Annotated in this window: 10 protein-coding genes; 4 read left to right on the top strand and 6 right to left on the bottom strand. The window is 34.5% G+C overall.

Annotation, left to right across the window (positions count from 1 at the left end; translation table 11 throughout):
- Positions 1-114: 114 nt before the first annotated feature.
- Complete coding sequence (locus tag HH304_RS17765; RefSeq protein ID WP_169684618.1) at positions 115-282, top strand: hypothetical protein; 168 nt, start codon at positions 115-117, stop codon at positions 280-282.
- A gap of 104 nt (positions 283-386) precedes the next feature.
- Complete coding sequence (typA, locus tag HH304_RS17760; RefSeq protein WP_169684617.1) at positions 387-2,192, top strand: translational GTPase TypA; 1,806 nt, start codon at positions 387-389, stop codon at positions 2,190-2,192.
- 660 nt (positions 2,193-2,852) lie between these two features.
- Here the strand turns inward: typA and HH304_RS17755 are convergent.
- Positions 2,853-3,719 (bottom strand): SDR family oxidoreductase, encoded by an 867-nt coding sequence (locus tag HH304_RS17755; RefSeq protein WP_169684616.1) that lies wholly within the window; start codon positions 3,717-3,719, stop codon positions 2,853-2,855.
- Positions 3,720-3,795: 76 nt separating this feature from the next.
- Between HH304_RS17755 and HH304_RS17750 the strand changes: the two genes are divergently transcribed.
- Positions 3,796-4,656: an OmpA family protein gene (locus tag HH304_RS17750; RefSeq protein ID WP_169684615.1), complete on the top strand. Its 861-nt coding sequence runs from the start codon at positions 3,796-3,798 to the stop codon at positions 4,654-4,656.
- Between the two features lie 27 nt (positions 4,657-4,683).
- Here the strand turns inward: HH304_RS17750 and hutI are convergent, their stop codons facing one another.
- Entirely contained in the window at positions 4,684-5,931 is a 1,248-nt protein-coding gene (gene hutI / locus HH304_RS17745; protein ID WP_169684614.1) for an imidazolonepropionase, read from the bottom strand.
- A gap of 58 nt (positions 5,932-5,989) precedes the next feature.
- The gene (locus HH304_RS17740) at positions 5,990-6,988 is read right to left on the bottom strand and encodes a hypothetical protein (RefSeq protein ID WP_169684613.1); all 999 of its coding nucleotides are present in this window, start codon (positions 6,986-6,988) and stop codon (positions 5,990-5,992) included.
- A gap of 192 nt (positions 6,989-7,180) precedes the next feature.
- On the opposite strand from HH304_RS17740, the gene HH304_RS17735 reads away from it, so the two are divergent.
- Positions 7,181-8,287: a DUF3667 domain-containing protein gene (locus HH304_RS17735; RefSeq protein ID WP_169684612.1), complete on the top strand. Its 1,107-nt coding sequence runs from the start codon at positions 7,181-7,183 to the stop codon at positions 8,285-8,287.
- Between the two features lie 58 nt (positions 8,288-8,345).
- On the opposite strand, the gene hemL is transcribed toward HH304_RS17735, so the two are convergent.
- From hemL to guaA, 3 genes are read right to left on the bottom strand one after another with little or no spacing between them, the layout of a single operon-like run.
- The gene (hemL, locus tag HH304_RS17730; protein WP_169684611.1) at positions 8,346-9,644 is read right to left on the bottom strand and encodes a glutamate-1-semialdehyde 2,1-aminomutase; all 1,299 of its coding nucleotides are present in this window, start codon (positions 9,642-9,644) and stop codon (positions 8,346-8,348) included.
- Positions 9,619-11,352 (bottom strand): ABC transporter substrate-binding protein, encoded by a 1,734-nt coding sequence (locus tag HH304_RS17725; RefSeq protein ID WP_169684610.1) that lies wholly within the window; start codon positions 11,350-11,352, stop codon positions 9,619-9,621. Before HH304_RS17725 ends, hemL begins: the two co-directional genes overlap by 26 nt.
- 16 nt (positions 11,353-11,368) lie before the next feature.
- Entirely contained in the window at positions 11,369-12,898 is a 1,530-nt protein-coding gene (guaA, locus tag HH304_RS17720; protein ID WP_169684609.1) for a glutamine-hydrolyzing GMP synthase, read from the bottom strand.
- Positions 12,899-12,957 lie beyond the last annotated feature (59 nt).

Raw genomic sequence — 12,957 nt, 5'->3', positions numbered from 1 at the left:
TGATGAAAAAGCTGAGCTATTAAAAAAGAGCGAAGACATCAGAGGTGAAGTCTTAAAGAAAAGTGAAGACATCAGAGGATAATCATTCAATTACAAAAAGATAAATAAAAAATCATGAAAAAAATTATAGCATATATTTCGATAGTATTAACAATTGTATCAATTACAGCATTCACATTTGTTGAGTCAAATTCTCATGAAAATGTACCGAAAAATGATAGGAAGATAGATGTTGTGACTTCTAATCTGGCATCAGATAGAATAGAAGCTGACATGAGATAAATAATTTCCTGATTATCAGTTGGGATTTGGTTACAATTAAATAACAGAGATAAGATGTTTAATACAAATTGATTATTTAATTTTGCGCCCAAATTAAATGGCATATGCAGGAAATTAGAAATGTGGCTATCATTGCCCACGTTGACCACGGTAAAACTACATTGGTTGACAAAATTATTCATGAAAGTAAATTATTGCGCAGTAATGATGATACAGGGGAGTTAATCCTGGACAACAATGATCTTGAAAGAGAACGTGGCATCACTATTCTTTCAAAAAATGTATCTGTTAAGTATAAAGATGTTAAAATCAATATAATTGATACTCCTGGTCACGCCGATTTTGGTGGTGAAGTTGAGCGAGTATTGAAAATGGCTGATGGAGTTTTGCTTTTGGTAGATGCCTTTGAAGGACCAATGCCTCAAACAAGATTCGTATTAGACAAAGCAATTAAACTTGGATTGAAACCGATTGTGGTAGTTAATAAAGTTGACAAACCTAACTGCCGTCCAGACGAAGTTCATGAACAAGTATTTGATCTGATGTTCAACCTTGAAGCAACTGAAGAACAATTAGACTTTCCAACAATCTATGGATCTTCAAAACAAGGATGGATGAGTACAGACTGGCAAAAGCCAACTGATAACATTACTCCTTTATTGGACGCTATCCTGGAATTCATTCCTCCAGCTCCAAAAAATGAAGGAACTACTCAAATGCAGATCACATCACTTGACTTTAGTTCTTTCACTGGAAGAATTGCTATTGGAAGAATTTACAGGGGAGCTATCGAAGAAGGAAAGCAATACGGTCTTTGCAAAAAAGATGGTTCAATAAAAAAAGTTAAAGTTAAGGAAGTTCAAGTATTTGAAGGACTTGGACGCCAAAAGACAAACAAAGTAGAAAGTGGCGATATATGTGCTCTTATTGGTGTAGAAGGATTTGACATTGGTGATACAATCGCTGATATCGATAACCCTGAGCCGCTACCAAGAATTGCAATCGATGAGCCTACTATGAGTATGTTGTTTACAATCAACAACTCTCCTTTCTTTGGAAAAGAAGGTAAGTTTGTAACTTCAAGACACTTAAGAGACAGGCTTTTCAAAGAAACTGAAAAGAACCTTGCTCTAAGAATTCAGGAAACTGATAGTGAAGATAAATTTATTGTATTCGGTCGAGGTGTACTTCACCTTTCTGTATTGATCGAAACAATGAGAAGAGAAGGTTATGAATTGCAAGTTGGTCAGCCTCAAGTTTTATTTAAAGAGGTTGATGGTGTTAAGCACGAACCTATTGAGTCTTTGGTTGTTGATGTTCCGGAAGAATCTGCTGGTAAAGTAATTGAATTAGCAACTCAAAGAAAAGGTGAGTTAATTATTATGGAACCAAAAGGCGACTTACAACACCTTGAGTTTAATATTCCTTCAAGAGGATTAATTGGCCTGAGAAACCAGGTGTTAACTGCAACTGCCGGTGAAGCAATCATGACTCATAGATTTAAGAGCTATGAACCATATAAAGGCACTATCCCTGGTAGAATAAATGGATCAATTATCAGTATGGAAGCAGGTCCTTGTACTGCTTATTCAATTGACAAACTTCAAGATAGAGGTGTTTTCTTTATTGAGCCAGGTGATGAATTATACACAGGAATGGTTATTGGTGAGCACTCACGCGATAGCGACCTTGTAGTAAATGTACAAAAAGGTAAAAAATTAAGTAACGTAAGGGCTGCGGGTACTGACGAAAATGTTAGAATTGCACCTCCTAGAAAATTTAGCTTGGAAGAAGCTCTTGAGTACATCCAAAAAGATGAGTATTTGGAAATTACTCCTGAAAATATAAGAATGAGAAAGATTTATCTGGATGAAAATGAGCGTAAGCGAATGAGCCAGAAACAAGATTAATCTAAAAATAAAAAGCTGTCCATTGGGACAGCTTTTTTTACCACTACACACGATCAACAATTTCAAGTGACTCAACACCTGATTGTTTTCTTAAAACCAAATAATAAACACTATTTACTTCTTGTTATTAAAACAGTAAAATCAAATCGTTTATTGTTTCACTGCTCATAAATATTAACGCAATATAATTATTCTTGGTTTTATTCTTCAAATTGGGTAATGTACTGTTTCTTCTGGTTTATTGAATTTTACTAAGTAAATATTTAAATATTCACTTAGTATAAAAAATTTAGCAAACACAGAAAAACTCTCTAAACGATTCATATTCAACCTGCTACACACCCTATAAGGCATAAACAAAACCATTACCTTATTTCCCTAATTAGCTAGTCTTTAAACCTATCCGATTAAAATTTATTAGCAGAAAGACTAAGAAATCATTGTACAAATCTTAGATCGAAAAAATATCACCAGCATATACAATCACTAATTCATAACAAATCCTTAACATCAGATTAAGAAATGACTTAATCCGATGCATTGTATTTTTCATATAAGAACTTAAAAAAATCTGTGGTGTAAGTTTTTAAACATTCATTTAAAAAAATAAAAAAAGCCGGTAAACCGGCTTTAATCAGTGATTTTTCAATATAAGTTATTTTACTTTTTTCTCATTTGCTCGAGCATATCCCACATTTCAGAGGTTACTTCTTCAAGTAAATTGAATTGGCCAGCACCTTTAAGCCATTCACCACCATCAATGGTAATTACATCACCATTTACATATGAAGAATAATCAGACATCAAATAAGCTGCAAGATTTGCAAGCTCTTGATGATCTCCATGACGACCTACTGGCACTTTATTTTTCATGCTGAACTTTTCTGCAAGATCTCCAGGTAATAGTCTTTCCCATGCCCCTTTGGTTGGAAATGGCCCAGGAGCAATAGCATTAGTTCGAATGTTATACTTAGCCCATTCAACGGCCAAAGATCTGGTCAATGCCAGTACACCGGCTTTTGCACATGCAGAAGGTACAGTATAGCCAGTTCCTGTCCATGCATAAGTAGTAACGATATTTAAAAAGACTCCCCCTTGCTTTAGGTCTATCCACTTTTTACCCATTGCCAGAGTACAATTGTAAGTCCCTTTTAAAACTATATCAACTACAGTATCAAACGCTCTGTGAGATAAGCGCTCGGTAGGTGAAATAAAATTACCCGCTGCATTATTTAAAAAACCATCTATTTGACCAAAGTGATCAATTGTATCACTAATTACCTTTTCAACATCTTCATATACTCTAACATCACATGCAAGAGGCAAAACTTTTCCTCCCGTTTCATCTTCCAGCTCTTTTGCAGCTTCTTTTAAAACGTCTAATTTTCGACTTGTTATAACAAGGTTTGCTCCTAATTCAAGAAAATATTTCCCCATTGATCTTCCAAGACCTGTTCCTCCTCCTGTAACCACAATGGTTTTTCCTTTCAGAGCATCTTCTTTTAACATTCCTTCGGTATATTTCATTCTATTTGATGGTTTATTGAAAAAATTTTGGTTTTAATTGCGTTCAATATACAAAATCAAACCAACTTTAGTTGCTATGAAAAACTTTTACTTTTTAATATTTTTTTGTTTAACCAGTTGCGTTGTCTCAAAGAAAAAGTATGATGAAGCTTTAGTTGAAAAATCCAGATTAATTGCTGAAAATGCAGGGAACGAAAAAAAAATCAATCACTATAAAGGAGAAAATCAACAATTAAAATCTACAATCAACTCACTGGAAAGCAGTAATTCCGAACTTGAACAAAAGTTAAGTTCAACCATTTCGTCTTTTGAAAGCAGTCTTTCACAAAAAGAAAGATCATTGTTACAAAAAGAATCTCAACTTGATTCAGCCTTAAGGGAAAATAGAAATTTAAATGAAGATCTGAATTCAAGAGCTGAAAAAATTAATGAGCTGGAAGCGATGATTGCAGAAAAAAATGCTGCAGTCGAAAAAATTCGCAATATCGTTTCAAATGCGCTTTTAAATTTTGAAAAAAGTGATTTAACCGTAAGCATTCAGAACGGCAAAGTATATGTTTCATTATCCGAACAGCTTTTATTCAAGTCGGGAAGTAAAGATATTGATCCAAAAGGTATAGAGGCAATTAAGCAATTAGCCAACGTACTAAAATCACAATCAGACATAAATATTATGGTCGAGGGACACACTGACAATGTGCCCATCAGTTCAAAAGGAAGGTATATGAATGATAATTGGGATCTTTCTGTAATGAGAGCAACTGAAGTAGTCAGGGCTTTAATTTCAAATGGTGTCGACCCTACTCTAATTATAGCATCGGGCAGAGGTGAACACCACCCCATTTCAGAAAATAATAGCAAAGAGGGAAAATCAAAAAACAGAAGAACAGAGATTATCTTAACTCCTGACTTAAACTCTCTTTATGATTTATTATAAAAAAACCCGGGTTACCCGGGCTTTCAATTAACGTTCATTTTGAATTACCTTTTCACCTTTCAGATATAAATTATATACTGGATTGTGCGCATAATTATATGGTATAAAATCAAGGGAAGGTATTTTTTCTGTAATGATAAAGTCTGCTTTTTTTCCTCTTGCAATACTTCCTACTTCATGTGACATTTCGAGAGCAGCTGCAGCATTAATTGTAGCAGCATTTATAGCTTCTTGAGGGGTCATTCGCATTTGCACACAGGCTAATGACATCATAAAATTCATATTTCCAGTAGGTGAACTTCCCGGATTAAAATCTGTTGCCAATGCAACAGGTAGCCCGGCTTCAATCATATCTCTTGCCGGAGGGTACGATGTTCGAATAAAGAAAGCTGCTCCTGGTAGTAACGTAGGTATAGTATTACTTCCCTTTAATACTTTAATTTCCTCATCCCCACTAGACTCTAGATGATCAACACTAACCGCACCACATTTGACTCCAACCTGAACCCCTCCGGAAAAATTCAATTGATTAGCATGAACTTTAGGTTTTAACCCATATTCAAGGGCAGCTTTTAGTACTCGTTCAGTCTCATCCTGACTAAAAAATCCATCTTCACAAAATACATCACAATATTCAGCTAATTTTTCTTCAGCTACCTGAGGTATCATATCCTTAATTACCAAATCAAGGTAATCCTCCTTAGAATAGTTTTTAGGTACGGCATGAGCACCCAAAAATGTTGTTTTTACATTTAAGGCAGTTTCTTCTCCTACCCTTTTAGCTACTCTTAACATTTTCAGTTCATCCTTCAATGTTAACCCATATCCACTTTTAATCTCAACAGTTCCGGTACCCATTGACATTATTTGCTCTGCACGGACTAAAGTCTGCTCCAGCAGTTCTTGTTCTGAAGTTTGTTGTAATCTACCTGCACTATTTAAAATACCTCCACCCCTTTTAGCAATTTCAGCATAGCTCAATCCATTAATTTTATCAACAAATTCCGACTCCCTTGTGCCAGCAAATACAAGGTGTGTATGTGAATCTACCCATGCCGGAAGTACAATTCGATCTGAGGCATCAACACTTTCCAAATTTAACAGGTCAGAAGGAAACTCCTCCATTTTACCAAAGTCTTCGATTAGTCCATCCTTTACATAAAGCCAGGCATCTTCAATTGTGGGAACAGTTTTAATTGAAGGTCCGGATACTGTTTTTTTAATTGTATCCTCAACCTGAGCCAATATTTTTATATTCTTAACAATTAGTTCCATATAGTAAAAATAAAAAAAAGGGACCGATAAGTCCCTTTTTAAATAAGTTAGTATTTTATTATTTACCAAAAGCTTCTCTGGTATTTTCGAGTTTTGTTGCGAATACTGGAAAACTAATTTTACCCATAATATAAAATCCTTGAGTTTTTACAGTCGGTCTTATACCTGTTTCAATATTATAACTCCATCCCCAGGTACGGTTAAATTTACCCTGCAAACCCGCTCTGAAACCAAACTTTGTTAATTCAATATCATCAGCACTATAAACTTCTCCATTATAGAATACATCTTCAACTTTAAGTCCTGGTGCATAAATAAGATCAAAATATGTTGTAAACATTAAGTCATTAATCAATACACCAAAGCTTCTATCAGGATCAATAGCAATATTTTTATACCAACTCATTGAACCACCAAGATAGATTGCATAACTACTCATATTTGAATAGACTTTAGCATCTGCAGCAATAGGCTCACCAGAAGGTGAATTAAGCATTGTACCCTGATTTTTCATTGCCCTATCCAGGTCAACTGAGGAATCATAGTATTTACCACCTAATCTGGCACCATAAATTTTCCTTACTTTACTTGGAATCTTTATCAACTCTGGGGTACTCGCTGCCCATTTGTTATTCTTTCTGTATCGATCAGAATATAAAACAATCTTTGTTTCCGAATCAGATTCAAAATCCTTTATATGATATGTAACTCCAGCTTCGTAATAATTCAGGATATTCCATGGAGCATCTACATTTGTATTTACTGATGCATTCTTAATGGCAGCATCTCTGGTCATATCAAATGCCTTTCCATATGCTTTTCTGGCTGCTGCTCTTATCTGTAATTTATCCATAAGGTACTCAGCTTCCATACCAAAACCAATATTCACATTTGTACTCCACACTTCACCGTATAGAGGTTGAAAATGAATAAATAGTTTTTTTGTATCATAGGGATCATCGTACAATTCCTCGTAGGTCACAGTACTTCCCTGGCCTGAAATGCTAAACACAGCGGCAGACAACAATACCGAAAAAATGAAAAGATTTCTTATCACAGTATTAAAAAAATTTTACAGTATATAAATATAGTGATATTAGTAAATATTATGCAAAATATTTAATTATCAATACAATAATACTTATAATTTAATTCTCCTTCAATAACATCCCTTGCAAATACAATTAAATCACCAGTTGATGTAAGTTTAAAGTAATTAAAATTTAAAATCATTTTGTATTTTGCCCGCATGAAAAACAGGCGCAAGCATCCATATTGTTTAAATTGTAATTCACCTCTTAAAATTCAGGATGATTTTTGTCCTAAGTGCGGGCAGGAAAATAGTGATCAGAATATTTCCGTTGGTTTGATATTATCAGAGTTCATTTCTAATACGCTGGCTCTAGATGGCAAATTACCCAAGAGTATAATTCCTTTTTTATTTTACCCTGGCAAACTGACAAATACATTTAATTCAGGTAAGCGAAATACCTATTTCAATCCGATAAGAATGTATCTGGTTTTATCCTTATTCTACTTTTTTGTTATTGGTTATTTAGGCAAAAAGATAGCGAGTGAAATAGAAATTGATAAAAAGAAACTAGAGCAGGAATTATCAGAAGAAAATCGACAAGAAGTTTTAAATGTAATAGACTCCACTCTAGATAGTAAACTTAGCAATGTTGAGAATAAGGATTCAATAAGGTTTGCAATTGAAAAGGAGATTGACAAAAGATTTCCTGATTCTACTTCCAGAAATAAACTGGGCAAAACATTTTCTCTTGACCTGGATTCTCTTGGTTATGCTGAAAATGACACGACAACAGAGTTATGGGAAAAGGTATATTTTCTTGCCAATAATAATGATCTGACTATTGAAAATTGCATGGATAGTCTTGATATTAATAAATCAGAAAAAGTAAAATACACATTAGCATATCAAGCAATAAAAGTTATTAGAAGTGACAAAACATATCTGGTAGGATACATATTAAAAAATCTTCCGATTATGATGTTTATTCTTCTTCCCTTATTTGCACTAATATTGAAGATACTGTATATAAACACTAATTTTTTATATATCAATCATATTATCCATGGGCTATATCTACACTCTTTTGCCTATTTCATATATGGGTTATCGATTTTCCTAATAATAAATTTTAGTATCACTCCAACAATCGCTTTTTATGCATTTATAGTAGTTACAACTTATTGTTATATATCATTTCTGAAAGTATATAAACAAGGCTGGTTTAAAACATTTATCAAGTTTAATTTTCTTGGTTTTCTTTATATTTCATTATTATCAATAGCCTTTATAATGGAGCTCTCTTTGAGCTTATACTTATTTTAAATAAAAAAAGCTGCCTGATTCATATCAGACAGCTTTTTATAAAAACATTATTTATACTCTATTTCAATATTTTCTTGATAGCATTTTCATGGGCTGTTATTATCTTGTCTATATCACCTTCAGTAAGTGAATAAGATAAAAACCATGTTTCAAACTGTGCAGGAGGTAAATAAACACCTTCTTCAAGCATTGCCTGAAAATACTTGCCAAATAAACCAGTATCACAAGTTTTAGCTGTTTCAAGATCAATAACTTCTCTATCTGTAAAGAAAATTGAGATCATCGAACCTAATCTGTTGATTGTATAAGGCAAGTTCAATTTATCGTTTACTGCTTGTAAGCCATTATGTAATTTCTCCGTTAACGATGCAAGTTTCGCGTACACATCAGGATTTTCTTTTAGCTGACTCAACATCGCCATTCCCGCAGCCATAGCAACAGGATTACCAGAAAGAGTACCCGCCTGATAAACAGGGCCAGTCGGAGCTACAAACTCCATAATTTCCTTTTTACCACCATAAGCTCCTACAGGCATACCACCTCCGATAATTTTACCAAGAGTAGTCAAATCAGGCATTACATTAAATACTTCCTGTGCACCACCTTGAGCTAACCTGAAGCCTGTCATCACCTCATCAAATATCAACACGATACCATGCTTGTCGCATCTTTCTCTTAACCCTTTCAAATAGCCTTCTTTGGGTAATACACATCCCATATTGCCCGCTACAGGTTCTAAAATAATCGCTGCGATATCATCTCCAACCTCTGAAATCAATTTATCAACTGAATCCAAATCATTAAAAGGAACTGTCAATGTATCATTAGCCGTCCCTTGAGTAACACCAGGACTATTTGGAGTTCCTAATGTCATAGCACCACTACCGGCAGCAATCAAAAAGCTGTCACCATGACCATGGTAACACCCTTCCATCTTTATAATCTTATTTCTATTAGTATAACCTCTGGCTAATCGAATCGCAGACATAGTTGCCTCAGTACCTGAGTTTACCATTCTAACCTTTTCGATTGAAGGCACCATATCAATTATCAATCTGGCTATATCAACCTCCTTCGAATTTGGTGCTCCAAAAGAAAGTGAATTTCCAATTGCATTCCTTACGGCTGTTTCGATTTCAGGATGAGCATGCCCAAGAATCATTGGACCCCATGAATTAATTAAATCATAATAAGCATTCCCATCCTCATCATACATAAAAGCACCTTTGGCAGAACTGATAAATAGCGGATCCCCTCCTACAGCCTTAAATGCTCTTACCGGTGAGTTTACCCCTCCGGGAATATAATTTTGTGCCTCCTTGAATAATTTTTTACTTGTTTCTATTGATCGGCTCATAATTAAGATCTTTTATCTGTTCCGGAAGCAATAATCTTGCTTCAATAAACTGAAGTATTGAGGTGTATTTATTATCATTTGCCTGAAAATAATTATATGCTGGTGTTAATTTCCCTTCAACGTAATTATCTTCATTATCAAGCTGGAAATACCTTCCGTTAGCACCCATTTGCTTTCCAAAATAATACATCATGTCAAAGCCAAGACAAGTATATTTTGAAGGTAATGCTCCTGTGCTGTTTATATAAAACTTTCTAAAAGAATTATAGGTGCCATTATTTTTATTTACATAATCTGATGCAATAATTCTAATACCTAATCTTTCTACCTGATCATAAGAAAGTGTTGAAATTTCAAAAATCTCGTCGGTAGTAATCATTGGTATTTTCTCATCACGAATACCTAGAGTACTTATTGCTTTAGCAATCAACCTTTTATCGTGAGAAGCAAGAAAAATATGACCAATACTATCTTCTTTGAATTTAAATATTCTTTCATCATTCATTTCAGCCAGAAAATTCATTGAGTTCTGAATTTCATCAACAGATATCTTTTTGAAATAAACATTTGTAAACCCTTTCTCATTCAATGTTTGCCTGTATGTTGCAGCCATCGCACTATCCTTATGATTATCCGAATAGAAAATCATATAATTTTTATTCAAGTCGAATGATTGCACTGCATATTCTGCAGCATTTTTTGCCTGGGTAACATAACTACTTTTGAGTAAGTAGCTAAAAGGATTTTCACTGATATATTCTACTTTATCACTTAACGGGTGAATGAGATTTATCTTTCTGTCATAGGCAAACTGAGACACAGCTTTAAAAGGAGCTTCATACAAAGGTCCGATAATCAGATCCATTGCATCAAGATCACCTGACTGAAGAATTTTTGCAGTATGAGTGGAATCAAGTTTGGTATCAAATGCATAAACTTTTACATTTACTCCATCTCTTTTTAATGAATCTAAAGCGATATTGATACCTTCAAAAAGATCCATTACAAAGTTTTTCCGAGTCTTACCCGCTCTAAATCTGTCCGATTGAAAAGGTAACATTACAGCTACTTCATAAACGTCCTTTTTTACATTTCTTAGCCCACCAAGCGCATTATACTTTTCTGCATCAAGATCATATTCCTTTACCAGAAAATCCAAAAGATTTCTATCTTGTTCGTAAAGAGGTTGTAGATAGATTCTCTCTGCTAATAAAACAGCAAGGTCTTTATCTTCAGGGTATTTTTGTAATAACTCCGTAAGGTACTTTAGGTCACCCACTGCAAGCAGGTAGTACATTTTCATGTTTCTACCCTCTTCTCTCAGGTTTTTATTCTTGATAGACCTTAGCATTTCAACTGCTTCAAAAATATTACCTGACTGAAAATAAGCATCTGCCAATCCATACTTTACCTCATCGATATAAGGCCATGAAGGATATTTATTAAGAATCTGCAGATACATATTTTTTGCAGTATTCATTTCCCCCATTCTTAAACTTGACAAAGCAAAATAATATGAAGCCAGTTCTGCATAAGCACCACCACTATTCTCAGTCTGCAATACTGTCTCGAAATTTTCACGTGCTAATGCATATTTACCTTCTCTGAAAAGGGATTTACCATTCTCATAACGAAGCTTTGCTGATTCTTGAGCAAAAATATTCAGCGTTGCAAAGCAAAAAATCAAAAAAAGAAAGAATTTTCTCATAATAACTTCTGTTTCTCTATTCCCACTCAATTGTTGCAGGTGGCTTAGAGCTTATATCGTAAACTACTCTGTTTACTCCTTTTACTTTATTAATAATGGTATTAGATATCTCAGCCAAAAATTCATACGGAAGATGACACCAGTCTGCAGTCATACCATCAACACTAGTTACAGCTCTTAGAGCAACTACCCTTTCATATGTTCTTTCATCGCCCATAACTCCTACTGAGTTAATTGGAAGTAAAATAGCACCAGCTTGCCAAACCTGATTATATAAATTTGCCGTTTTCAAACCTTGAATAAATATATAATCAACTTCTTGTAAAATATGAACCTTTTCAGGAGTAATATCCCCTAAAATCCTGATAGCTAGTCCTGGACCTGGGAATGGGTGCCTGTTTAATATTGCATCATCCAGACCAAGTGCAGAACCTACTTTTCTAACCTCATCTTTAAACAAGCTATTTAATGGCTCTACTACTTTTAAATTCATCTTCTCCGGAAGACCACCAACATTGTGGTGTGATTTAATTGTAGCTGAAGGTCCTTTTACAGAAACCGACTCAATAACATCTGGGTAAATTGTACCTTGTGCCAGCCATTTCACATCTTGAATCTTATGTGCTTCAGCATCAAATACATCTATAAAAACCTTGCCAATAGCTTTTCTTTTTGCTTCAGGATCAGTCTTTCCTTTAAGAGCATCATAAAATAATTCTTTTGAATCAACACCTTTGACATTTAGCCCCATGTGCTTGTATGATTCGAGAACATCTTCATATTCATGCTTTCTTAAAAGTCCGTTATCAACAAAAATACAATGTAAATTTTTACCAATAGCCTGATGAATTAACATTGCAGCAACAGAACTATCAACCCCACCAGAAAGACCCAAAACTACCTTATCATCACCAAGTTGTTCTTTTAGTTGCGCTACAGTTTCATCGATAAAGTGAGCTGGTGTCCAGTCCTGGGCACATCCGCAAATATTAACGATGAAATTTTTCAATATTGTTTTACCATCAGTAGAATGTGTCACTTCCGGATGGAATTGAATTCCATAGGTATCTTCATCTTTCACATGGTAAGCAGCAACCTCTACCGACCTTGTTGAGGCAATAATCTCAAAATTTTCAGGTAGATCCTTAATAGTATCACCATGAGACATCCAAACCTGACTATCTATGTCAACACCATCGAATAAAGGGTTTATTGAATTCACTTTACTAAGGTTTGCTCTACCATACTCTCTGATTTCTGATGGCATAACGAAGCCACCCTGATCAAAAGCTAATAATTGAGCACCATAACAAACCCCTAAAACAGGTAGTTTACCTCTATAATTTTCAATTGGAATTCGTGGAGAATCTTCCTCTCTTACTGAACAAGGACTACCCGAAAAAATCACTCCTTTCACATTCTCGGAAAGTTCAGGTAGGTTATTGTATGGATGAATTTCACAATAAACATTTAACTCGCGAACACGTCTGGCTATCAACTGTGTATACTGCGAACCGAAATCGATGATAAGTATTTGTTCTGACATGGGCACAAAAATAACACCCTTTATCAGTTAATACCACCAAATTTTAAATAATTAACAGA

The sequence above is a fragment of the Marinigracilibium pacificum genome (genome assembly GCF_012926615.1).
GTDB classification, from domain to species: Bacteria; Bacteroidota; Bacteroidia; order Cytophagales; family Cyclobacteriaceae; genus Mangrovivirga; species Mangrovivirga pacifica.
The sequence above is the reverse complement of the archived record's forward strand: the minus strand, read 5'-3'. Positions and strand labels throughout refer to the sequence as shown.